The organism is Bacillus sp. FSL K6-1338 (assembly GCF_038006965.1).
Lineage (GTDB): Bacteria > Bacillota > Bacilli > Bacillales > Bacillaceae_G > Bacillus_A > Bacillus_A thuringiensis_S.
Genome location: NZ_JBBOWI010000001.1, coordinates 4,941,059 through 4,965,704, shown reverse-complemented (window position 1 = coordinate 4,965,704; position 24,646 = coordinate 4,941,059). Strand labels below are relative to the sequence as shown.

Sequence of the window (24,646 nt, the reverse complement as noted above, 5' to 3'; positions counted from 1 at the left end):
TTTTTCCGGATGAGTAAGAGTTATAATTAATCGGCAGTAACAATTTCTCCTATACCACGAATTAATCTTTTTATATGCATCCGCTCCGGTTTTAATATATTTACGATATAATCAATCGCAATTTGTGGTTCAACGGTTGTACCGCAAGTATAACAGTCAATAGCTGCAAAATTTTGTTCCGGGTAAGTGTGAATGGAAAGATGGCTTTCTGATAATAACACTAATACAGTAACACCATATGGCTGGAATTCTTTTTTACTTACGTTTAAAACATGGGCACCAGAGCAATCTGCAGCTGTAACTAAATGATATTCTAAAAAGTGCGTATCATCTAGTAGAGAAAAATCTACTCCCCATAAATCTACTATTATATGCTTGCCAAAAGTAGAATATTCCATAGGCAACACTCCTTACTATAATATCGTCAAAACTTCATTTCCTGTTTGTAGCATTGATGTAGGATAAGGTTCGATTCTGAATTTAAAAGAGCGAGGTTGCGTTGTTCTAGATGTTCTTCTTTAAATTGAAATAAAGGAAAAAGAAGAGCAGGCAAGGTTCGAGGAGTTGGTACTACATATAATTGTTCAATTTGATCTAGTACATAGGCAGAATTAGCAGCGATATGAAATCCCCAGTCAGTTCCAAAAGAAGGAACGATTGTATGATAACTTTTCACAGTTAGTCCAGCATGTTCAATTGTATTACCGATGCTCCAGTATACTAGAGGTGCATCAGCAGGTGAATTAGATTGGCAGACGAATGCGCCATCTTCTGTTAAGAATGTAGCTATACGAGCAAAAAGTTCGCTTGTATATAAAGTACTTAACAACTCTGTCGCTGGGTCTGGGAAATCAATAATGATTACATCGTATAAAGAGGAAGGAGAGCTTAAAAACTCTTTTGCATCGCATACGTGTGTATTTACACGATTATCAAAAAATGCACTTTTGTTTAAAGAAACTAATTCTGGAACATTACGAGCCATATCAATCATCGATCCATCTAAGTCAACAAGGTCTACATGTAGTACAGTTTCATATTTTAAAACTTCTCGCAGGGCAAGACCATCGCCACCGCCTAATATGAGAACACGTTTTGGATCAATTACTTTTGACATAATTGGATGTACAAGTGCTTCATGATAAATTTGCTCATCGACGGAGCTGAATTGTAGTTGCTTGTCCAAGTATAAGCGAATATCGTTTACTTGGACTAAATTAATATTTTGATAATTACTCTTTTCTTTAAATAAATTTGTATGTTCACCAGCTTGTATTTCCTTTAGAGAAATTTCATCCCACACATCTAAGTTGTGTGAATCTGTGGGTACTATAATTACATTTTCTGATTGTACTTGTTTATCCTGTTCATCTTGTTTGTCTTGTGTATCGTGCTTGTCCTGCTGTTCTAGTTCAAATTTGTCAGAGTCTACTTCAGAACGCTTGTCTTTTTTATAGCTTTTTATTCTATAAATCTTTATTTTGCTTTGTTTTCTATGTTTTGGCATAGGAATCTCCTTTCGAATTGTGTTATTTTACTCTATTCTATGTAATCTAGTAGAATTTGCTTAGACAATAGATAGAAGAGTGTGTTCAAGAGCATGTTGTTTTTTTACTAGATTCTACGATGAAAGATTTTTTTAGTGTTTTTTTATGTTAAGCATAACTAGACAACTAAACACTAATCTATTTTCATACAGTTATGTGTTAAAAGCGTGTTGTTTTATAACACACTGTGTGTTTTTTGAGTAACACACTAATTGAAAGCGTTAACACACAAAGAAAACAGTCGAAAAAGTGCTGATTTTAGTGGTTTTAAAAAGTTGGCATGCTAATTGCATTAATAAATAGCGTAAAGAAAAATAAATAAAACATAAATTTTTTATACTACACAAGGGGGATTTTCAAATGAATATTTTATTATGTTGCTCAGCAGGGATGTCTACAAGTTTACTAGTTACAAAAATGGAAGCGGCTGCAAAAGCTCGCGGTCTAGAAGGCAAGATTTGGGCTGTATCTGGGGATGCAGTAAAAACGAATATCGATCAAGCAGATGTATTATTACTAGGACCACAAGTTCGTTACATGCTCTCTTCAATGAAAACGCTTGCTGACGAGAGAAACGTTGGAATCGACGTTATCAATCCAATGCACTACGGCATGATGAATGGAGAAGCAGTTTTAGATCACGCATTAACACTTAAAAAATAATTAGGGGGGAAGTAAAATGCAAAAGTTTATTGCATTTATGGAGAAGTACATGGTTCCGATTGCTGGTAAAATCGGATCGCAACGTCACTTAGCTGCGATCCGAGATGGATTTATTGCAGTTATGCCACTTATTTTAGTTGGTTCGATGGCAGTACTAGTTAATGGTTTACCAATTCCAGCATTCCAAAATTTTATGAAAGATTTATTCGGTGAAACTTGGACACAAATTGGTGCTGGTATGTGGACAGGGTCCTTCGGGGTATTAGCTCTGATGGTGGCGGTTACCATAAGTTATAACTTAGCAAAATCTTACGGTGTTGATGGATTGTCAGCAGGTATTATTTCGTTTGGTGCATTAATTATTCTTACACCAACAACACCAAAAGAAGCTGGAATAAATATGCTTTGGACAGGCGCACAGGGTTTGTTCGTTTCACTTATTGTCTCCATACTCGTAACGGAGATATTCCGCTTCTTTGTTCAAAGAAACATTACAATTAAAATGCCTGACGGTGTACCACCAGCAGTAATGAAATCTTTCGCTGCTTTAGTTCCAGCATTTGTGATTTTAACAGGTATTGCAAGTATTCAATTAGCAGTAAAACTAGCAGGTACAAGTGTTCATGAGTATATCTTTAATACATTACAAGTTCCATTACAAGGTTTAGCGGGTACGTTACCAAGTGCAATCTTTATTGCATTATTAGTACATGTACTTTGGTTCTTCGGTTTACATGGTCCAAATATTGTTGGTGGTATTATTGAGCCACTTTATTTACCAGCATTAGAGAAAAATATTAAGTTATTCCAAGATGGTACATCTGCATTTGATGTTCCAAACATTATTACAAAACCATTCTTTGATACTTTCGTATATCTTGGTGGTTCTGGTGCAACATTAGCGTTTTTAGTAGTTGTATTAATTGTAGCGAAAAGTGCACAATTACGCGGTGTATCTCGTCTATCAATTGGACCTGGTGCATTTAACATTAACGAACCAGTAATCTTTGGTACACCAATCGTATTAAATCCAATTTTATTCATCCCGTTCGTATTAACACCTGTTGTGTTAGTTATTACATCTTATACAGCAATTTACTTAGGATGGGTACCAAAAACAGTAGCGATGGTTCCATGGAACGTTCCACCAATTATTAGTGGGTATCTTGTAACAGGTTTACATCCTTCTGGTGCGATTTTACAATTATTCAACTTTGTTGTTGCAATGGCGATTTACTTCCCATTCGTTGTCGCATGCGATCGTTCAGTTATCCGTACTGAGAAAGCAGCACAAGAAAATAACAACTCTTTACCTATGTAACATAGTAATTGTTCTCATAGACAACGATACCTGTGAGAACAATTACCTTTATATCATGTTCAAAAAGATGAAAAACATCTATATGAACACTAAACTATCATTAACAAATTCATACTTTAATAGACATGTTCAAACTGAAGGGGTATTTAAATCGGTTGAACCTTATAGAGAGGGCGGTAATTATGATGACTACAGCAGAACAAATTCCATTCCAATTGATTTTAAATAGTGGTAACGCACGAAGCTTTGCGATGGAGGCACTTCAATTTGCCAAACAGGGGAAAATGGTAGAAGCAGATGAAGCGATGGTAAAGGCGAAAGAAGCGATTAATGAAGCGCATCATTTCCAAACAGAGCTCATACAATCAGAAGCAAGAGGAGAAAAAACAGAGGTTAGTGTTCTTTTAATTCACGCACAAGATCATTTAATGAATGCGATTACAGTGAAAGAATTAGCAGCAGAGTTTATCGATCTTTATAAAAAGCTTGAAGCGAAAGGGGAATAAAGCATGACTGGAATTAAAATTGCTACAATCGGCGGTGGATCTAGTTATACACCAGAGTTAATTGAAGGATTTATTAAACGTTATGATGAGCTTCCTGTTCGTGAAATTTGGTTAGTAGATATTGAGGCAGGAAAAGAAAGGTTAGAAATTGTTGGTAACTTAGCGAAACGTATGGTGAAAAAATCTGGTTTACCAATCGAGGTACATTTAACACTTGATCGCCGTGAGGCATTAAAAGATGCAGACTTCGTAACAACACAACTTCGCGTTGGTTTATTAGAAGCACGTGCAAAAGATGAAGCAATCCCATTAAAATATGATGTAATCGGTCAGGAAACGAATGGTCCTGGTGGTTTATTCAAAGCACTGAGAACGATTCCTGTTATTTTAGATATTTGTAAAGATATGGAGGAGCTTTGTCCGAATGCATGGCTAATTAACTTTGCGAACCCAGCTGGTATGGTAACAGAAGCTGTCCTTCGTTATACAAATATTCAAAGAGTAGTTGGTCTATGTAACGTTCCAATCGGAATCCGCATGGGTCTTGCAAGATTACTTGAAGTAGATGCAAGTCGTGTCCACGTTGATTTTGCAGGTTTAAATCATATGGTATACGGACTAGATGTATACTTAGATGGCGTAAGTGTAATGGATCGTGTGTTAGAGCTTGTAACAGATCCGGAAAAGCAAATTACGATGGAAAATATCGCAGCGCTTAACTGGGAACCAGACTTTATTCGCGGTCTTCGTGCAATTCCATGTCCATATCATCGTTATTACTACAAAACACGTGAAATGTTAGAAGAAGAAAAAGAAGCTTCTGTTGAAAAAGGTACACGTGCAGAAGTAGTAAAACAATTAGAAAATGATTTATTTGAGTTATATAAAGACCCGAATTTAGATATTAAACCACCACAATTAGAAAAACGTGGCGGCGCTTATTATAGTGACGCAGCATGTAGCTTAATTACGTCTATTTACAACAATAAAGGTGATATCCAGCCTGTTAATACACGAAACAACGGAACAATTGCAAGCTTACCAGATGATTCTGCTGTTGAAGTGAACTGTATTATTACGAAAGAAGGTCCAAAACCAATTGCGGTCGGAGATCTTCCAGTACCAGTTCGCGGTTTAGTACAGCAAATTAAATCATTTGAGCGCACAACAATTGAAGCTGCTGTTACAGGTGATTATCATAAAGCGCTGCTTGCTATGACAATTAATCCACTTGTACCATCAGATACAGTTGCAAAACAAATTTTAGATGAAATGTTGGAAGCACATAAAGAATATCTTCCGCAGTTCTTCAAAAAGGTAGAGAAGTAAAAGCGGCGCTATTTAGCCCGCTTTTTTTATTCTATCCCACTTTAATGGGCAGTAAGACCACTACCTCAAAATTCAGCGAAAACAAAGAAATTAGGTGGGGGATCAACTGCCCATAAAAGTCCGATTGGTTCAACTAATAATCAGTGGGGGGGAGAAAACCCCCCACTGATTAAAGTTTCACTTTATTAGGAGGTATTACGATGATTAAGTTAATTGTAAACGCAGATGATTTCGGTCTTACAGAAGGTACAAATTACGGCATTATTGATGGGCATATAAACGGACTTGTAAATTCAACGACGATGATGATGAATATGCCAGGAACAGAGCATGCGGTACGCTTAGCCAAAGAGTATGAAACGCTAGGAGTAGGAGTACATCTTGTATTAACGGCAGGAGAACCACTTCTTGGAGACGTACCATCACTTGTAAGTAGCGATGGATTGTTTCATAAACAAGGTGTCGTAAGGGAAGGAAATATAAATCCAGAAGAAGTTGAGAGAGAGTGGACTGCTCAAATTGAGAAATTCCTATCTTACGGATTAACACCAACTCATTTAGATAGTCATCATCATGTGCATGGTTTACCGATTTTACATGATGTTCTTGAGAGATTAGCGGCTACATATAATGTTCCGATTCGTCGTTGTGAGGAAGATAGAGCGGTGCGCCCATTTTCTGATGTGTTTTACAGTGACTTTTATGCGGATGGTGTGACGGAAGATTACTTTGTGAAGTTAAAAGAAAGAGTACAAGGTGAACAAACGGTAGAAATTATGGTTCATCCAGCTTATATTGATCCAGAGCTTGTGAAGCGTTCTTCTTACGTAATGAATCGTGTGAAGGAATTGCGTATTTTAACAGAGAGCAAATTACCAGAAGGAATAGAGCTTGTGAAGTTTTAATAGAAAAACGACGGCTACATCATGCCGTCGTTTTTTATTTATAAAATGGATAGAGCATATCCGCCAAATGCCCCGAGTATAACGATAACCCAAGGTGGTGTTTTCCAAAAAGCGAGCAAGCAAAATAGAAGAGATGCAAAAACAAAATCTACAGCGTTCATAATTGTGCTTGTCCAAATAGGATCATAAAAAGCTGCTAGTAAAATACCGACAACAGCGGCATTGACTCCAAGTAGTGCGCCTTGTATGAATGATATTTTTCTCACGCTGTTCCAAAATGGTAAAACACCAATAACGAGTAAGAAAGCAGGGAAGAAAATTGCAATTGTTGCGAGTAATGCCCCAAGCGTCCCGTCTAACACTGCTCCTATATAAGAGGCGAATGTAAACAGTGGTCCTGGTACTGCTTGTGTTAATCCGTATCCAGCTAGGAACTGTTCTTTCGTCATCATTCCGTTTTGTACGAACTCACCTTCAAGAAGAGGCAGCACGACATGTCCTCCTCCAAATACAAGTGCGCCAGAGCGATAGAAACTATCAAATAAAGCGATGTAATAAGAGAACGGTCTTAATATTGGTAGCAGTAGTAATAGTCCAAAGAATAAGACGAGACAAGAAACTGCTATCTTTTTTGAAATAGGTACTTTTATATGTTGAGATTGGCTAATTGGTTGGTTGCGATATAACAACCAGCCGATAAAGCCACATATTATGATGAGGGTGACTTGTGTCCAACTACTTGGCCATAATAAGGCGATTGCGGCAGTTACAATCGCAATCGTTGCACGATTTCGATCTGGAGTTAACTTCCGCGCCATTCCCCATATGGCATGAGCGACAATAGCGACTGCTACAAGTTTTAGTCCATGAATCCAGCCAGCACTTCCAAGATCGAACTGATTAAGGAATGAGGCGAAGAAAACCAAAACAAGCACAGACGGTAAAGTGAATCCAATCCATGAAATAATAGCTCCTAATAGCCCGCCCCGTAATAATCCAACCCCCATACCGACTTGACTGCTGGCAGGACCGGGAAGGAATTGACATAGTGCTACTAAATCTCCATAGCTTCGTTCATCCATCCATTTTCTTTTTTGCACGTATTCGTGGTGGAAATAGCCGAGATGAGCGACAGGACCGCCGAATGAAGTAAATCCTAATTTAAATGAGACGAGAAAAATCTCTAATAATGTATGAAAAGTGTATTTGTTAGTTTTCAATGGAACCTCCTATAATGTTTTTCTATGTGCATTATACAAGAGACTTTCAATCTACAGGAACAATTACAATGTAAAGATTTTGTGAATCTTTTCTTTGTAATTAAAATTGAAAAAGTCATAAATGATTATGTCTAAACCATAAAGTAGTAGAAGTAGTGATGGGAAATTTATATAAGGAGAATGCCTTATGACAACACATTTCTTTGCCAGGTTAACAGGTAAGAGGGAAGTGCCTCCTGTAAATACAGAAGCTTTTGGGGTAGCAGAGTTTATTTTTAGTGATGATTTAACGAAATTACATTACAGAATCATACTAAAAAATATAGAAAAGGTTACATCGTGTCAAATTCATTTAGGGAAGTCTACTCAAATTGGTCCTGTTGTTTTATATTTATATGGTCCACTGGAGCAAGGTATTAGCTTGAACGAGGGAAGCATTACTGGTGTAGTGAATGTGGAGGATTTTGAGGGACCTTTACAAGGGAAATCATTTGTACATTTACTTCAAGAAATTATTCAAGCAAATGTATATGTTAATGTTCATACGAAATCACAAAAAAGAGGAGAAATAAGAGGGCGAGTTAGAAAAGTAAAGAAATAGAGGAAAAGGCTGTCCATATGTTGGAACAGCCTTTTCTTCTTAATATAAGGTGCTAGTTTTAGTGATTATTGTCGGTAAAGCGATATATTTTGAAAATCGCTGATATAACTCGCGTTACGGTCGATATTTTTAAAAACTGCCTCGATTAATTTTTCGCAGGCTGATTTTTAATAAAGAAGTCCATAACGTAAAATACTTCGTCATCAGGTATTTGTATTTCAAATGTATTTTCAATTGGTTGCAATGCTTTTTTTACTTTCATATACATCCAGTATTCATCTTGTCTTCTTTTCTCTTTATCAGGGTGAGGAAGAAGGCTTTCTCCTTTTTGAAGACGGTCAACCATACAGCTCATATGCAGAATAACACCCATTAAGCTATCAGGAGTTAGCTGTAAGGAAATTAATTCTTGAATTGTATTTAATGCGTAACGAATTGTTTTGATAAGTAATGCCCCATCGTTACGCTGCATTTGTTGTTCAAGAATATCCGCCATTTTTGCATATGTTTCTTCATACGTAATTAATTCTTGAATGGGCTGAATTACTGTGTAGTTTACGATGTCTTGGAAATGATATGTTAAGCACGGCACTTGCACATCGAAATTCGTGACGATACAAATGATGTTACGCTCTTTTTTTATGTTCTCAATCATTTTCGTTAAATCTTTTTCATGGACGATACTAATCGGAATAATTTCAATTAAGTCTTTATCAAATCTTAAATAGTTTTCTAACATTTTTTGAATAGCTAAAGCACTTCCTTCACCAGTTAAACAAGCTGTTAAAATAACAGATTTCATTGGAGAGAGAGGTTTTTTCTTTTCTTCTTGTACGTTTAAGTAAAATGGTGTTAAATTTTTTACTGTTTCATACAGCGCATCTAATGAATAACCGAGCTGAGCTTTTCGAGCTGCTTCTAGTGCATGTGGTGTGCTCGTCATCGAGAGAACACGTACAGGGATTTTGAACTCCGTTTCTAATATGTCACCGATATAAGCAAGTGACCCCATATCAACAAGTAAGAGAAGCCCATTTACATTTTGTAGTGTTTTCATATACACTTTCACACGTTCCAAGAAATCTTTCGGTGATTCGTGTAACGGCATATCAATACCGGTTACTTCCTCAATGCCGAGAAGTTCGTTTGCAACGTTTGCCATTTCAGTTGCGATGCCATTACCGTGTGCTAATATTAATACTTTTACTTCTGTTTGTGAGGCAGGAATTGGATCAACAACGAAGAACATTGTTAAAAAGCCAGCTTCATCAATAGGCATTGTTATTTGTAATTCTTCCTCCAGTAGTTGAATGCATTGCATAGCGACGGAAAAAGCTTCTTTATATTTCGTACGAATTTGATTTAATTGTGGGTGATGTATTTGTTTTCCGCTTTGTAAACGTTGTAGAGTTGTCTGTACATGTAAACTTAAAGCGAGAAATACTTTTTCATCAAACGTCTTAGATAAATGCTTTTCAGCAAGTTCCGCTATTTTTTCACATACGGAAACGATATTACGATCCACAATTTTAAAAACATTTTCATGGCTTGTTTTTTTGGATATTTGGTTAAAATATTGTACGAAAAAGCTTTGAACATCATTTTCTATTAGTAATTCTAATTCTTCCTCTTCAATACCACGGGCTTGAAGTTCTTCGTATTTATAGTCAATATAATCGTAAATAGAAGAGCGTTTTTCATCTTCTGTTTTATGATTACTCCAACCTTCCTCACCTGTAAATACAAATGTTTCATTTGGTATTTGGTATAAGTGACGGCTCTTCCTTTCAATGAACAACCCTTCTTTCATATACCAAGGTAAATCTGTACTTGAAACATAGACAGAATCACGTTTCTTTGTGACCAAATCAGAATAGGCTTTCGCACAGGCAATTTGAACATCTGTTTTTAATTGACCAATGTTATTGGGACAATTATAAAAGACGAAAGCACGCATTGCATTTGGGCTAACGTGAATGTCTTTTCGCAGACGAATTGCTTCATTTGTGAAAAATAGCTGTAGTAAAGCAAAGCGCTCTTTATGTGTACGCTCACGAAGTGGTGGCAGCGTAACAGTCATCGGTATACGTCTTGTAAATGTTTTTAATAAAAATGAATTTGGTTCTTCTGTTGTTGCAGTAATGATTAATACTTGTGCTTTACGTTCGTTCTCTGTTTCTCCAAGGCGGCGGTACACTCCGCGGTCAATAAAGGTGAAAAGCATTTCTTGTCCCTCTGGAGGTAGGCGATGTACTTCATCTAAGAAAAGAATTCCTTCATGTGCTTTTTCAATTAATCCTTTTTGATCACTTGCTCCTGTGTAAGCTCCTTTTTTAATCCCAAATAATTGCCCGAGTAGTAGCTGTGGATTATTTGCGTAATCAGCACAGTTAAAGACGATAAATGGTGCATTTTTAGGAAGCTGTTCAACTTCAATTGCATATTCGTGCATTAAAGAAGCAAACATAGACTTTCCGACCCCTGTTTCTCCCAGTAGTAAAGTATGCATACCGTTTGGAGGATAGAGCATAGAAGCTTTCGCTTTTTCAATTGCGATTTTAAGGCTCGTATTTTCAATTGCAAATGTATCTAATGAAGTTACTTCTTTTGAATGCGTTTCCAACGAAGTGTTCGTTTCTATGTAAAAACGAACAGGTCGCGTATTTGTTTTTAATAAACGTTTATCTTTTACAAGTTTGTTTAAGTCGCTACTTACATTGGCGCGATCTAGTTGCAACAGGGTAGCTAGTTCTGATGCGGTTACACCTTCTGTATAATTGCCTTCTTGTATTGCGTTAAAAATGAGATCTATTCGTTTCATTTCTATTCACCTCGAAACTTCATCACTATTTAAAATTTTACACAAAAACGGGAAGGGTGGGAAGAGAAAAATAAAACAGCTTTAGCACATAGGCACTAAAGCTGTTACAATCTTGTGTCTTTCCAAAAATTTACCTTGAGATGAGAAGAAGGATTATAGGGAAGAAGTTTGTATCCTTGTGACTGTAAATAATCAATTACTTTTGGCAGTATTTGTACGGTTACACTCGAATCATGCATTAAAATGACTTCTACTTGTTCATCACTTTGATTACGTACTCTTTCGAGTATGGCAGAAGGATTGTCATAGCTTTTCCAGTCGTATGTATCGATTGTCCAATCCCACATTTTATACTGGGCCGATACAAGTGCGTCACGGTAATTCTTTTTTAAGTAAGGCATACTACCATATGGAACGCGAACGAGATGTGTATTTAATTTCGTAACTTGCTGGACAATGCTTTGTGTTTGCTCCATTTCTGCAATTAAAGTGGAAGGGTCACCAGTGTAAAGGCGTTTTACATCATGTGACATGCTGTGGAGACCGATATAATGTCCTTCTTTAATTAATCTTTGCATCGTTTTTGTGTAATGTGGCACTTTTCCGCCAATAACAAAGAAAGTTGCTTTTCCGTTCTTTTCTTTTAAGATGTTTAAAATTTGTGTAGTATATTTGTTTGGCCCGTCATCAAATGTTAAGTACGCAATTTTTTGTGTAGGAGAGGTCGTTTCAGTATTTGGATGATATTCAGCAGGAATAACAGTTGTTGCTTCAGTATTAGATGATGCGTACATAGTAATGGTTAAAAATAAAATAATACATTGCAATACTCGCTTGATCATAACATTCACCCTCAGTTTGACAATCAAGATGTAAAAAGAAAACTTGATACGTTTCTTATTATGTATATCTTTCTCCAATAGAGGAACTCTCAAACAATCTATATTTTGGAAATGTAAAATAATGAATAAAAAAATAGCATCCTCTTATAAGAAAGAGGGTGCTATTTGAATATTTCATAATGGTAAAGGCTATACTACAATTAGTCTTCGCGTTTTTTCACTTTTTTATAAAAGGAAATAAGTGGTTTGTAACGTTCATGTACAAGCCCGATTATTTCAGCAATGATTTCTGTGAAGAAAATCAAAGCGAAAAGAAGAATAATGGATAACCATAACGTTGCACTAGTGAAAATAATGGCATTTACACTAAAGAAAATACCGAATGCGTATATTATTAGTACCGTTTTGCGATGAGAGAATCCCATTGCAAGTAAGCGGTGATGTAAATGCGATTTATCTGGTGCTGAAATAGGTTTTTTATTTACGATACGACGGATGATTGCAAATATCGTATCAAATATAGGTACACCTAAAATGATAATTGGAACAATAAAACTGAATAACGTTACACTTTTGTATAATCCAAGTAACGATATAACAGAAATACAGTATCCTAAAAATAGTGCTCCTGTATCTCCCATGAAAATTTTTGCTGGATGGAAGTTGTAGAATAAAAATCCAATTGTACTTGCTAATATAATTAATGCGAGTGGCAAGATAATCGCTGTTCCAGTACCCCATGGGCTAGTGAAGGCCATATATGCTAGCGTTGCAAGTACGATAGATGAAATCCCAGCAGATAATCCATCTAAGCCGTCAATTAAGTTGATTGCATTCGTAATACCTACAAGCCAAAATACTGTAATTGGATAAGCAAGCCATCCAAGTTCAGTATCCCCAAGGAATGGGATATATAATACTTGCACTAATAATCCACTTTTTACAATCATAATGGCAACTAACAGTTGTCCACCGAATTTTACTCTCGCAGATAACTCGTACATATCATCTAAAATTCCAATGATTACAATGATAATCGCACCTAGCGTTATCGATAACATTCTTTGCTCATATAAGCCGCCGACAACAAATCCTACAGCTACACCGATAAAGATTGCTAACCCGCCAAGACGTGGCATAATCTTTTGGTGCACTTTACGTGCGTTTGGCTTATCTGTCGCTCCTATTTTAAAAGCTAATTTAATAACTAAAGGAGTAACGACGAGTACAGTGATGAAAGATGCCAAAATGGCATAAATCACTTGTGAGTCCATTAATACCCCACCCTTTATAGTCTAACGTAATTTTTTTTTTTGAAAATATATTTATCTGAAAATTATGATGTTTATTTACAGGCTCATAACATATGGTATCACAAAAAGATTAGAATTCAATCTTTTTTTCTTTTTACGGTTAATGGAAGCGGATAGAATATATGACAATTGTATATAGAATATTGAATCATATAAGAAGGTTAATCGTACTGGACTTTGGAATATGACATTTCCTCTTTTTCTTCGATAGTGAATACTTTTAGTTCAGTATTATAAGTGTTACACGTAGAAATGAGTAAGTCTCGTGTTAAAATGTGGGAATTTATCTGGAGTGAGCTGGTAACTGGATTCCCAATGATTAAGTTTCACTTTATATTATAGTGCATTTAATTTTACAAAAACTTTAAAAAGAATGAGGGAAGTAATTCATATAATGAAAAAGGAAAAGAGTTTTCTCATTTTTAATGTGAGAGGGGGAAGCACAGGGAGAATTCTATATTTCATATCTTTTCTATTGTATATTCCTGTGCGAAAAGGAAATGAAAATTACGATAGTAGGTACTGGATATGTTGGATTGATTACAGGAGTAGGATTGGCAAAGTTGGGGCATTCAGTTACATGTTTTGATATAGATGATGAGAAAATTGAACGGATAAAACAAGGGGATTTACCTATTTATGAGGTTAGATTACATGAATTAATAAATCATGCATATGAGAATAATGCTTTAACTTTCACATCAAATAAAGAAGAGGCGTTTGAGGATGTAGAGTTTATATTTATTGCAGTTGGAACACCACCTTTATTAGATGGGACGGCGGATTTAACATATATTCAGAGTGCTTGTAATGATATTGGAGTATATGCGACGAACGATATTATTGTTGTTACGAAAAGTACAGTTCCAGTAGGTACAAATGATGTAATGAAAGGATGGATTGAGGAGGAGTTAAAGGGGAGATATACATTACATATCGTATCGAATCCAGAGTTTTTGCGTGAAGGTTCAGGTATTTATGATTTCTTTCATGGAGATCGTATTGTAATTGGAGCAGATAGTGAGGAAGTAGCAAGAAGAGTAAAGAGTTTGTATAGCGAATTACGCTTAGAAACGTATGTTACAGATATTAAAAGTGCAGAGATGATTAAATACGCGTCGAATGCCTTTTTAGCTACAAAGATTAGTTTCATTAATGAAATTTCAAATATATGTGAGAAGGTAGGCGCAAATGTATTGGATGTTGCTAAAGGGATGGGAATGGATAAGAGGATCGGTGCATCTTTTTTAAATGCAGGTATTGGATACGGGGGATCATGTTTTCCAAAAGATACGAAAGCGCTGGTGCAAATTGCGGGAAATGTTGCTCATGATTTTCGTTTGTTAAAAGCGGTTATTGAAGTAAATAATAAGCAACAACTGCTATTGATTGAAAAAGCGAAAAAAGTCATGAACATGAATAAAAAGCGGATTGCAGTTCTTGGCGCATCCTTTAAACCGAATACGGATGATATTAGAGAGGCATCATCTCTTATTATAATAGAAGCATTAATTAATATAGGTGCAGATATTGTTCTTTACGACCCAAAAGCAATTCAATATGTGAAAAATATATTTGGAGATGCTATACAATATAGTAGATGTATAGATGAATCGATTAGAGATGCGAGTGCGGTTTTTATCGTAACAGAATGGGAAGATATTCAAAATTATCCGTTAGAAAAGTACGTACAACTTATGAGGGAGCCTATTTTATTTGATGGGAGAAATTGTTATACTGATGAAGATGTTAAGAAACAAAAGATAGATTATTACTCGGTGGGAAGAAAAAGTATTTGTAATAGAAAAGTTTCTGTTATGCGTTAAAAAGGGATGTACTCATACATATTTTTATATGTCATAATAGAAGCTGTAATTAGTGAAAGAAAAGAGGCAATCACATGACTGAACGTTTAAAAGTAATGACAATTTTCGGGACACGTCCAGAAGCAATTAAAATGGCACCTCTTGTATTAGAGTTGCAAAAACACCCAGAAAAAATTGAATCGATTGTGACTGTAACAGCACAACATCGCCAAATGTTAGACCAAGTATTAAGTATCTTTGGAATTACGCCAGATTTCGATTTAAATATCATGAAAGACCGCCAAACTTTAATTGATGTTACAACGCGTGGCTTAGAAGGTTTGGATAAAGTAATGAAAGAAGCGAAGCCGGATATTGTACTTGTACATGGTGATACAACAACAACATTTATTGCAAGCTTAGCTGCTTTTTATAATCAAATTCCAGTAGGTCATGTTGAGGCGGGCCTTCGTACGTGGGATAAGTATTCTCCATACCCAGAAGAGATGAATCGTCAATTAACAGGTGTAATGGCGGATCTTCATTTCTCACCAACAGCAAAATCAGCAACGAACTTACAGAAGGAAAATAAAGATGAGTCACGTATTTTCATCACAGGAAATACAGCGATTGACGCGCTACAAACGACTGTAAAAGAAACATATAGTCATCCTGTACTAGAGAAACTTGGAAATGATCGTCTTGTACTTATGACAGCTCACCGTCGTGAAAACTTAGGTGAACCGATGCGTAATATGTTCCGTGCAATTAAGCGTCTTGTTGATAAGCATGAAGATGTACAAGTTGTGTACCCTGTTCATATGAACCCTGTTGTTCGTGAAATAGCAAATGAAATTTTAGGTGAACATAACCGTATTCATTTAATTGAGCCGCTAGATGTAATTGATTTCCACAATGTTGCAGCTCGTTCATACTTAATGTTAACGGATTCTGGTGGTGTACAAGAAGAAGCTCCATCACTTGGGGTACCAGTTCTTGTTCTTCGTGATACAACAGAGCGCCCTGAAGGTATTGAAGCAGGTACGCTGAAATTAGCAGGAACAGACGAAGAGACAATCTTTGGTCTTGCTGATGAGTTGTTATCAGATAAAGAAGCTCATGATAAGATGGCGAAAGCATCTAATCCTTACGGTGATGGTCGTGCATCAGAGCGTATTGTAGAAGCAATTTTACAACACTTTAATAAGTAAATAAAAAAGGCCCAATCGGATAGATTGGGCCTTTTTGTTATGGCTGATTGCGCATAATCCACTCTGCATGAGCATTTGTAGAAGGTGGCGGATCAGTTGGTGTTTTATTTTGGTTTGTTTCTTTTTTTGTTTGTTCGTTAGAACTTGAATTTGAATCAGGATTTGAGTTGTTTTTTGTAGTTGGATTTTTTGCTTTTTCTCCTAATTCTTTTTCAATTTCGTTACGCACCGTTTCTAAACTGATTGGATCTGGAAGGAAGTAATAAATACCGCCTATCTTTTTGTCTTCGCCTTCAAGCTTTAACGTTTGCATTGTAGAAGGATCAAATCCAGAAATTTTATTGTAAAGAGCAAGTCCGTCTGAAATAGGAATGTCGGTTTTTATATATTTTCCAACGACAGCCGTTAAATCTTTAATTTTAAATACAGTAGATGTGGAGTTTAGTTTATGAGCAACAGCGGCCAGTAATTGTCTTTGTCTAGCAGCTCGACCATAATCGCCATTTGGATCTTGCTTTCGCATACGGACGTAAGCAAGTGCTTCTTCACCGTTTAAGTTTTGCTGTCCTTGCTTAAATTGAATTTTTTTGTAGTAATCCACGTCAGAGCGCTCCCAGAAATCGAAGGGTACGTCAACAGTAACACCGCCAACAGCATCAACGATACCTTTAAAGCCTTGGAAATCAATTTTAAGATAATGGTCTACAGGAACTTTTAGAAAGCCTTCAACAGTTTTGATTGCCATTTCTTCTCCGCCGTAAGCATGGGCAGCGTTAATTTTGTCTTCTTTATTTTTACCAACAATTGTAACTCGAGAATCACGAGGAATACTCATAAGTGAAATCTTTTGCGTTTTCGGGTTGACTGTTGCAAACATTAATGAGTCTGTACGACCATTTTGACCGTCTGTCGCATAATCTTCTATACCCATAATGAGAATTGTAAAAGGTTCCTTTGTAATTTCTACATCTTTGTTTCTTAAATCCGATTTTTCACGAGTAAAACCACTATACATCCCCATAAGAGAAGAGTAAGAATTTAACACATAAACTCCTATACTGCCAAATAAAAATGCGAAAATAAGGAAGAAGAAAAGTTTCCTTCTTCGTTTCTTTTTTATTCTGCTATTTTGGAGATGATAATAACGTTCTTCCATATATAATCTCCTTAGTTCGTTAGTTCATTTGTAGGGAAGTAATTCACTACATTAATCTTTAAAGGTGATAAAAGAGTTATGCTTAGATAACATCTTGTTCTAAGTACAACATATCTCCTTCTGTAATTGTACATTTCCCGTTTGTTAATTCAATCATCCAATCTGTAAAGGCTTGTTTGCCGTCTTCTTCAACATACGTATCAAATGTGACATTTTCTAGATAATGTATATCTTTAATGGCATATTTTGAATTGCGTAATTCATTTTCCACTTTGCCAAGTAATGTGTAATCAATCTCGGTTTGCATCACACGCATTAGTTTTCGCTGGACAACACCGACATGATTAATGCCTTCGCTTGTACACTTTCCATATGCACGAATTAATCCACCTGCGCCAAGTTTAATGCCACCAAAATAGCGTGTTACGACAACAACGGTATCTTTTAGTCCACGTTTTTTAAGTACTTCTAGCATTGGTACGCCAGCTGTACCGCTAGGCTCGCCGTCATCATTTGCTTTTTGAATATGATCTTGTTCGCCAATTAAATAAGCGGAACAATTATGTGTTGCATTCCAATGTTGTTTTTTTATTTTTTGTATAAATTCTTGAGCCTCTTCCTCAGTCGTTGCTCGGCTAATATAACAAATAAATCTTGATTTTTGAATGACGATTTCGTGTTCGCCGTAGTCTTTGATTGTTAAATATTGTAATAGCACTTGTATACGCCCCTATCTATCAAAATGACTAGTACTTTCCATTTTAAAAGCGAGCCTTTTTATATTCAAACATTTTTTCTAAATACGTTGAAGTTTTTGGTGATTATTTTATCTTTTTGTTGTAATTTGTCGAGATGGTGAGTATAATTTCAACCGGCATTTCCCTGTATGGATGCACCATTTGTAGTTTTCGTGTAAAATTAGGAAATAAAACTTTTTATAAGGCAGGTACGAAAATGAAAATAGCTATTGTTACTGATAGTACAGCATATATACCGAAGCAAATTCGTGATGAACTCAATATATATATGATTCCATTAAACGTTGTGTTTGGAACAGAATCTTATCAAGAAGAAGCTGAAATTTCAGCAGATGATTTTTATGTGAAAGTACGTGAACAAGAGGAACTTCCAAAAACTTCTCAACCAGCAATCGGAAAGTTTGTTGAGCTATATGAAGAACTAGCTAAAGATTATGATGCAGTTATTAGTATTCACCTATCAAGTGGAATTAGTGGTACATATCAAACATCAACAACAGCTGGACAGATGGTAGAGGGTATTGATGTATATACGTATGACTCTGAAATTAGTTGTGAAGTACAAGGATTTTATGTGCGTGAAGGTGCAAAGTTAGCAAGTGAAGGAAAGAATCCAAAAGAGATTATCGCTCGTTTTGATGAAATGAAGAAAACGATGGACGCCTATTTTGTAGTTGATGATTTACATCATTTGCAACGTGGTGGTCGATTAAATAGCGCGCAAGCTTTCATCGGCAGTCTGTTACAAGTGAAGCCAGTTTTATATTTTAGAGATAAAATCATTATTCCGTTTGAAAAGATTCGTACACGTAAAAAAGCATTAAAACGTATCATTGAAATTTTTGATGAGCAAGCAAGTAAAGGTGTACCTATGGAAGCAGTTATCATTCATGCGCAACGTGAAGAGGAAGCGAATGAATGGAAGAAAGAATTAGAAGCAAAATATCCTCACGTCACAATTCGTACAGGTTATTTTGGAGCTGTAATTGGTACACACTTAGGTGAAGGTGCATTAGGTCTTGGATGGTATACGAAGTAATAAAGATATAAAAAGCTCTCTTTTTAAGAGGGTTTTTTTACGGGTATGTTACGTTTAGTTGACAAGTTAATATTTGGAAATGGTAAAATGTACGTAAAATAAAATAATGAGGAAAGTTTTATAACTTACTTTTTACAAGAAACTATATTATAATAGAAGAGAGGTGAAACATATGGAGCATAATTCTTGTTTATGTCCAAAGTTTGAGTCAGCTTTTACTTTGCTTAGTAAGAAATGGACTGGCTTAATTATTAAATCTTTGCTTGAAGAGTCGAAACGTTTTAGAGAAATCGCAGATATCATCCCAAATATGAGCGATCGTATGTTGTCAGAGCGTTTGAAGGAATTGGAAAGCGAGGGCATTGTAGTTCGTAATGTTTATCCAGAAGTACCAGTTCGAATCGAGTATGGCTTAACTGACAAGGGAAAAGCGTTAGAAAGTGTTATGGATGAGGTCCAAAATTGGGCTGAGAAATGGATGAAGTAGCATTTCATTTGTATTCGTATATTTAATAAAACGTAAGGGATTCCTTACGTTTTTTCTTTGTTTACAGAAGTGAGAAAAGTATATAAATTTCTACACATACATACAAAAATATACGAATTTTGCGCTAGAGCTACAAATAATATTACATTTGTTTTACAAAAACGTAACATTAGCAAAAAAAATCCCGAATTATGGTATAAATTTTATAGGTTATATACGGAAAAAGAAAAAAGAAAGCGGTGTAAAAAATAAAATGAAAAAGCTAAAAATGGCATCTTGCGCATTAGTTGCAGGGTTAATGTTTTCAGGACTAACACCAAATGTATTTGCAGAAGATAAAATTTCTGACGTGAAATCACAAATTAATACACAAAATGACACTTTACATAAACAACAACAAGAACGTGATGAATTACAAAAACAAATGAATGACTTAAACAAAACAATTCAAGGTTTAGATAAGTCTGTTCAAGAGAATGCTGCAAAACTTGATGAAACAACGAAAAAAGTTTCTGATACTGAGCAATTAATTGAAAAGAAAAATAAAGATATTGCAGAATTACAAACAAAGATTGCAAAACGTGAAGAGTTATTAAGAAAGCGTTTAGTTGCACTTCAAGAACAACCAAATACGAACGTTGTAACAGAAGTTCTTGTAAACTCTAAAAACGTTGCAGATTTAGTTGATCGTTTAACTTCTGTTTCTAAAATTCTTGAGTCTGATGAAGATATCATGAAAACACAGCAAGAAGATCAAGCTAGTGTGAAAAAAGATGTTGCAACGGTAAAAGAGAAACAAAAAGAATTAAAAGAAGCACAAGCTCAAATTGAAACTGCTAAGAAAGAACTTGACGCTGAAAAAGAGAAAAAAGCAACAGCGGTAAACGATTTAAGCGGTAAAATGGATACAGTTGTAACTACAATGACAAGTACGGAAAGCCAATTAAAAGAGCTTGAACAACAAGCATTAAAATTACAACAAATTGCTGAAAAAGAAGCGCAAGAAAAAGCTGCACAAGAAGCTGCTGCTCAAAAACAAGCAGAGCAAGCTGCACAACAACCAGCAGCGGCTCAACCAGCACCAACACAAGCTCAACCAGCAGCTCCAGCAAATAATGCTGTACAAGCTCCAAAAGAAGAGTCTAAAAAAGAAGAGCCTAAAAAAGAAGAAGCGAAAAAACCAGCTCCAACTCCAGAAGTACCAGCTGATACTAAAGGTGGCAGACAAGATGTTGTCGAAAAAGCTAAAGGTTTAGTAGGTCTAAAATACGTATGGGGTAGTGCGTCAATTTCAAACGGTGGTTTTGACTGCAGTGGTTTAATCTCTTATGTTTACGGTTTAGGTCGTCAAGATACTAGAAGCCTGTGGAGTTCTGTACAAAAGATTAGCGCATCTGAAGCGAAACCAGGAGATCTTATCTTCTTACAAGGTACATATAGAGAAGGTGTATCTCACGTTGGTATTTATATCGGTGGCGGTCAAATAATTCATGCTGCTGATGAGTCAACAGGTGTTACTTACGGTAGTGTAAATAGCTCTTACAACCAAAAACATTTCTTAGGTTACGGAAGATTATAGAATTATAATTCAATAAAAAACGTGTATAAAGTCGATAGCTTACTATTTTATAAGTAGGTTATCGGCTTTTTTGAGTTTTTACGGGATTTGAAGAAGGGTTTATAGTAGTGCTGGAGGTGATTGTTGATGCTGGCGGGGAAACAGTTGCTATTAGACGAACTTTCTTCAGATTTACAGAGGGAATTAAATGATTTGAAAAGGAAGGGAGAGGTCATATGTGTACAAGGTGTAAAAAAGAAGAATTCTAAATATATGTGCCAACGCTGCGGAAATGTAGATCAGCGGCTATTTGCGTCGTTTTTATGTAGAAGGTGCAGTAAAGTGTGCACATATTGCCGGAAGTGTATAACGATGGGGAGGGTAAGTGAATGTGCTGTACTTGTTCGCGGGATTGCTGAAAGAAAGAGAGAAAAGAAATTAAACTTGTTACAGTGGAACGGGAAGTTGTCTACTGGTCAGAATTTGGCGACACAAGGTGTTGTAGAGGCTATTAAGCAAAAAGAATCATTTTTTATTTGGGCTGTATGCGGGGCTGGGAAAACAGAGATGTTGTTTTACGGTATTAACGAAGCGCTTCAAAAAGGAGAAAGAGTTTGTATCGCAACGCCGAGAACGGATGTTGTTCTGGAATTAGCACCGAGATTACAAGAAGTATTTCCATATATAAAGGTAGCGGCTTTATATGGAGGGAGTGTGGATAAAGAAAAAGATGCAGTATTAGTCGTTGCGACCACGCATCAATTATTGCGTTATTATAGGGCGTTTCATGTCATGGTTGTAGATGAGATAGATGCTTTTCCATATTGTGCAGATCAAATGTTACAGTACGCGGTAAAACAAGCGATGAAAGAAAGGGCGGCGCGTATTTATTTAACTGCGACTCCAGATGAAACGTGGAAGCGAAAATTTAGAAAAGGTGAACAAAAAGGTGTTATTGTTTCTGGACGATATCACCGTCATCCTTTACCAGTTCCTTTATTTTGTTGGTGCGGGAATTGGAAAAAAAGCCTCATTCATAAAAGAATTCCTCGAGTTTTACTACAGTGGTTACAAACATACTTAAATAAAAAACATCCTATTTTTTTATTTGTCCCCCATGTGCGATATATAGAAGAGATAAGCCTGTTGTTAAAATCATTAAACAAGCGAATTGAAGGTGTACATGCAGAAGATCCGGGGAGAAAAGAAAAAGTAGCGGCTTTCAGAAAAGGAGAAATCCCATTATTAGTTACAACGACAATTTTAGAGCGAGGCGTAACGGTGAAAAATTTGCAAGTAGCGGTTTTAGGGGCTGAAGAAGAAATATTCTCAGAAAGTGCACTCGTACAAATTGCGGGCCGAGCAGGGCGGAGCTTTGAAGCACCGTATGGAGAGGTCATTTATTTTCACTATGGTAAGACAGAGGCGATGGTGCGCGCGAAAAAACATATTCAAGGTATGAATAAAAATGCCAAAGAACAAGGATTGATCGATTAATGCATTGTTTACTTTGTGATGAGTGTTTTGTAGAAAAGGTTAGTTGGTACACTTTTTTTGTAAAGTGTCATAGAAAATATATATGTGATAGATGTGAGCAGAAACTTTCCTATATTATAGGAGAAATTTGCATGGAGTGCGGCCGACCTTTAGAATTTGTTCCTGCCTCATTTCAAGAAGACGGTATTTGCATAGATTGTATAAGGTGGATGAATGAGGAGAAGTATCGTCCTTTTAAAAACCGTTCGTTATACATGTACGATAATGAGATGAAAGAAATAGTAGCACAGTTTAAGTTTCGGGGTGATGCAGAGTTAGTGCGCATTTTTTATCGTCCTTTTCGAAGTTTATTTCAAAAGTATTTTGCTGATGTTTCAACCGTTATCGCTGTTCCGCTTAGTAAGGAAAGGGAAGTTGAACGTGGCTTTAATCAAGCGGAGTTATTAGCAACTTGTTTGCCTGTCCGTATTTCTGATTTTTCCTTAAGACGGCGAGAAACAGAAAAGCAAAGTAAGAAGACGCGTAAAGAAAGGATGTCAGGAAGCAATCCTTTTTATTTTCAGGGAGAAGAGATGTTTTGTGGGCAACATATTTTACTCGTTGATGACGTGTATACGACAGGAATTACAGTTAGGCAAATCGGAAGTTTGTTATATGAGAGAGGGGCAAGGGAAGTATCTAGTTTGACACTTTGTAGAAGTTAATATGGCAGTGTCGAAAGGGATAATAAAAAGGCGATAAGTCTTCTTTGACTTCATATGTTGTCATTCGTTATAGTCAAAATATGGGGCGAATGCCCTGATTTTTAGAGTGAAGGGAATGGAATGAACATGCAAGGACGAGTGAAATGGTTCAATGCAGAAAAGGGATTTGGATTTATTGAGCGCGAAGATGGTGACGATGTATTTGTCCATTTTTCTGCTATTCAACAAGATGGGTATAAGTCATTAGAAGAAGGGCAACAAGTAGAGTTTGACATTGTAGATGGAGCACGTGGACCACAAGCAGCTAATGTTGTAAAACTGTAGGAATATTGTTTTTGGGAAGAGAAAGCTGCATTTGTGGCAACGTTATATATATGGTAGAACCTCTTGTTTTTCGCAAGGGGTTTTTTGTTATAGGGTAAGTTGTCAAAAAGTTGTTTCTTTTCTGTAACGAATTGGCCACACTTATATTCGTTATTCACGATGTTAATAGGATAAAATAAAGATAGAAACGATGCATCTTTTCATTTCAACAAAAAACGATAAAAAAATCGCAATTCCACTAATTTTTTTAAAAAAGTTAGAAGGAGTTTTTAAGCCAGTGTCGAAATTATAGTACATAGGCTTGAAAGGAGGAATTCATCTATGAAATTCAACATTCGTGGTGAAAATATTGAAGTAACTCCAGCATTAAAGGAATATGTAGAGAAAAAACTAAGTAAGTTAGAACGTTATTTTGATACATTCCCAGAGATTAAAGTTAATTTAAAAGTATACTCTGACAAGCAACGTGTCGAGGTAACAATACCATTTACTGATTTATTACTTCGTGCAGAAGAAACTAATAGCGATATGTACGCTGCTATCGATTTAGTAGTTGATAAAATTGAGCGACAAATTCGTAAACATAAAACAAAAGTAAATCGTAAGTTACGTGAGAAAGGTTCTATGAAAACAAACTTTATCCTTCCAGAAGCAGTAGCTGTTATGGATGAGGTAGAAGAGGATGAATTAGAACTTGTACGTACAAAACGATTCGATTTAAAACCGATGGACGTTGAAGAAGCGATTCTACAAATGGATATGCTAGGACATAATTTCTTCGTCTTCACAAATGCTGATACAAATGAAACTAATGTTGTATATGGCCGTAAAGATGGGAAATACGGTTTAATCGAAACTAAATAATAATTCGAAAGCGCAGCCGAAATGGCTGCGCTTTTTTTGCTGAAAATAGATTTTTAAAAAACTTTTCTTAATTTAGAACGAGACATTCGGCCGATTGTTGTCATAGTTATAAGACAAGTGTTACAATTATCATTAGGTATATACATTTTAGTTTTTTTAATTAGGAGAAAAATTG

General features: G+C 35.9%; 23 protein-coding genes. 15 read left to right on the top strand and 8 right to left on the bottom strand.

What is annotated here, in order from left to right:
• Positions 1 to 26: 26 nt before the first annotated feature.
• Positions 27 to 398, bottom strand: coding sequence for an adenosylmethionine decarboxylase (gene speD / locus NZ044_RS25645; RefSeq protein ID WP_000456838.1), 372 nt, complete (start codon positions 396 to 398; stop codon positions 27 to 29).
• A 26-nt stretch (positions 399 to 424) separates the two neighbouring features.
• Positions 425 to 1,507, bottom strand: a complete 1,083-nt coding sequence (locus tag NZ044_RS25640) for a polyamine aminopropyltransferase (RefSeq protein ID WP_001123950.1) — start codon at positions 1,505 to 1,507, stop codon at positions 425 to 427.
• A gap of 400 nt (positions 1,508 to 1,907) precedes the next feature.
• Between NZ044_RS25640 and NZ044_RS25635 the strand changes: the two genes are divergently transcribed.
• The 5 genes from NZ044_RS25635 to chbG all read left to right on the top strand — a co-directional run bounded on the left by NZ044_RS25635 (position 1,908) and on the right by chbG (position 6,271).
• Positions 1,908 to 2,210: a PTS sugar transporter subunit IIB gene (locus tag NZ044_RS25635; protein ID WP_001023569.1), complete on the top strand. Its 303-nt coding sequence runs from the start codon at positions 1,908 to 1,910 to the stop codon at positions 2,208 to 2,210.
• Between the two features lie 16 nt (positions 2,211 to 2,226).
• Positions 2,227 to 3,531, top strand: coding sequence for a PTS cellobiose transporter subunit IIC (gene celB / locus NZ044_RS25630; protein WP_063676126.1), 1,305 nt, complete (start codon positions 2,227 to 2,229; stop codon positions 3,529 to 3,531).
• A 182-nt stretch (positions 3,532 to 3,713) separates the two neighbouring features.
• A complete protein-coding gene (locus tag NZ044_RS25625) occupies positions 3,714 to 4,037 on the top strand; it encodes a PTS lactose/cellobiose transporter subunit IIA (RefSeq protein WP_000989059.1) in 324 nt (107 codons plus the stop codon).
• Positions 4,038 to 4,040: 3 nt separating this feature from the next.
• Positions 4,041 to 5,366, top strand: a complete 1,326-nt coding sequence (celF, locus tag NZ044_RS25620) for a 6-phospho-beta-glucosidase (protein WP_340950031.1) — start codon at positions 4,041 to 4,043, stop codon at positions 5,364 to 5,366.
• A gap of 200 nt (positions 5,367 to 5,566) precedes the next feature.
• The gene (gene chbG, locus NZ044_RS25615; RefSeq protein WP_079246176.1) at positions 5,567 to 6,271 is read left to right on the top strand and encodes a chitin disaccharide deacetylase; all 705 of its coding nucleotides are present in this window, start codon (positions 5,567 to 5,569) and stop codon (positions 6,269 to 6,271) included.
• A 38-nt stretch (positions 6,272 to 6,309) separates the two neighbouring features.
• On the opposite strand, the gene NZ044_RS25610 is transcribed toward chbG, so the two are convergent.
• Positions 6,310 to 7,491 carry a chromate transporter gene (locus NZ044_RS25610; protein WP_000856212.1) on the bottom strand — a complete coding sequence of 394 codons (1,182 nt, stop codon included), beginning with the start codon at positions 7,489 to 7,491 and terminating at the stop codon, positions 6,310 to 6,312.
• A 187-nt stretch (positions 7,492 to 7,678) separates the two neighbouring features.
• On the opposite strand from NZ044_RS25610, the gene exsM reads away from it, so the two are divergent.
• Positions 7,679 to 8,092 (top strand): exosporium regulatory protein ExsM, encoded by a 414-nt coding sequence (gene exsM / locus NZ044_RS25605; RefSeq protein ID WP_081143936.1) that lies wholly within the window; start codon positions 7,679 to 7,681, stop codon positions 8,090 to 8,092.
• 145 nt (positions 8,093 to 8,237) lie between these two features.
• Here the strand turns inward: exsM and NZ044_RS25600 are convergent, their stop codons facing one another.
• The 3 genes from NZ044_RS25600 to NZ044_RS25590 all read right to left on the bottom strand — a co-directional run bounded on the left by NZ044_RS25600 (position 8,238) and on the right by NZ044_RS25590 (position 13,029).
• Positions 8,238 to 10,913, bottom strand: a complete 2,676-nt coding sequence (locus tag NZ044_RS25600; protein WP_000820955.1) for a PRD domain-containing protein — start codon at positions 10,911 to 10,913, stop codon at positions 8,238 to 8,240.
• A gap of 104 nt (positions 10,914 to 11,017) precedes the next feature.
• Entirely contained in the window at positions 11,018 to 11,755 is a 738-nt protein-coding gene (locus NZ044_RS25595) for a polysaccharide deacetylase family protein (protein WP_000597185.1), read from the bottom strand.
• A 200-nt stretch (positions 11,756 to 11,955) separates the two neighbouring features.
• Positions 11,956 to 13,029 (bottom strand): glycosyltransferase family 4 protein, encoded by a 1,074-nt coding sequence (locus NZ044_RS25590; protein ID WP_000378320.1) that lies wholly within the window; start codon positions 13,027 to 13,029, stop codon positions 11,956 to 11,958.
• 539 nt (positions 13,030 to 13,568) lie between these two features.
• Here NZ044_RS25590 and NZ044_RS25585 point away from each other — a divergent pair.
• Complete coding sequence (locus NZ044_RS25585) at positions 13,569 to 14,894, top strand: UDP-glucose dehydrogenase family protein (protein WP_044783036.1); 1,326 nt, start codon at positions 13,569 to 13,571, stop codon at positions 14,892 to 14,894.
• Positions 14,895 to 14,968: 74 nt separating this feature from the next.
• On the top strand, positions 14,969 to 16,084 hold the full coding sequence (gene wecB, locus NZ044_RS25580) for a non-hydrolyzing UDP-N-acetylglucosamine 2-epimerase (protein WP_000140145.1): 1,116 nt from the start codon (positions 14,969 to 14,971) through the stop codon (positions 16,082 to 16,084).
• Positions 16,085 to 16,121: 37 nt separating this feature from the next.
• Here the strand turns inward: wecB and NZ044_RS25575 are convergent, their stop codons facing one another.
• Positions 16,122 to 17,240, bottom strand: a complete 1,119-nt coding sequence (locus NZ044_RS25575) for an LCP family protein (protein ID WP_086402453.1) — start codon at positions 17,238 to 17,240, stop codon at positions 16,122 to 16,124.
• Positions 17,241 to 17,322: 82 nt separating this feature from the next.
• Positions 17,323 to 17,958: a YigZ family protein gene (locus NZ044_RS25570; RefSeq protein ID WP_000926669.1), complete on the bottom strand. Its 636-nt coding sequence runs from the start codon at positions 17,956 to 17,958 to the stop codon at positions 17,323 to 17,325.
• Positions 17,959 to 18,194: 236 nt separating this feature from the next.
• Between NZ044_RS25570 and NZ044_RS25565 the strand changes: the two genes are divergently transcribed.
• The 7 genes from NZ044_RS25565 (at position 18,195) to hpf (ending at position 24,471) form a co-directional block, all read left to right on the top strand.
• Complete coding sequence (locus NZ044_RS25565; RefSeq protein WP_000684725.1) at positions 18,195 to 19,037, top strand: DegV family protein; 843 nt, start codon at positions 18,195 to 18,197, stop codon at positions 19,035 to 19,037.
• A gap of 172 nt (positions 19,038 to 19,209) precedes the next feature.
• Positions 19,210 to 19,524 carry a winged helix-turn-helix transcriptional regulator gene (locus tag NZ044_RS25560; protein WP_000400857.1) on the top strand — a complete coding sequence of 105 codons (315 nt, stop codon included), beginning with the start codon at positions 19,210 to 19,212 and terminating at the stop codon, positions 19,522 to 19,524.
• 148 nt (positions 19,525 to 19,672) lie between these two features.
• A complete protein-coding gene (locus tag NZ044_RS25555) occupies positions 19,673 to 21,103 on the top strand; it encodes a C40 family peptidase (RefSeq protein WP_000499489.1) in 1,431 nt (476 codons plus the stop codon).
• A gap of 126 nt (positions 21,104 to 21,229) precedes the next feature.
• On the top strand, positions 21,230 to 22,579 hold the full coding sequence (gene comFA, locus NZ044_RS25550; RefSeq protein ID WP_086402452.1) for an ATP-dependent helicase ComFA: 1,350 nt from the start codon (positions 21,230 to 21,232) through the stop codon (positions 22,577 to 22,579).
• Positions 22,579 to 23,283 (top strand): ComF family protein, encoded by a 705-nt coding sequence (locus tag NZ044_RS25545; RefSeq protein WP_044783038.1) that lies wholly within the window; start codon positions 22,579 to 22,581, stop codon positions 23,281 to 23,283. Before comFA ends, NZ044_RS25545 begins: the two co-directional genes overlap by 1 nt.
• Positions 23,284 to 23,409: 126 nt before the next feature.
• A complete protein-coding gene (gene cspC, locus NZ044_RS25540; protein WP_001990088.1) occupies positions 23,410 to 23,607 on the top strand; it encodes a cold shock protein CspC in 198 nt (65 codons plus the stop codon).
• Positions 23,608 to 23,928: 321 nt separating this feature from the next.
• On the top strand, positions 23,929 to 24,471 hold the full coding sequence (gene hpf / locus NZ044_RS25535; RefSeq protein ID WP_000671187.1) for a ribosome hibernation-promoting factor, HPF/YfiA family: 543 nt from the start codon (positions 23,929 to 23,931) through the stop codon (positions 24,469 to 24,471).
• Positions 24,472 to 24,646 lie beyond the last annotated feature (175 nt).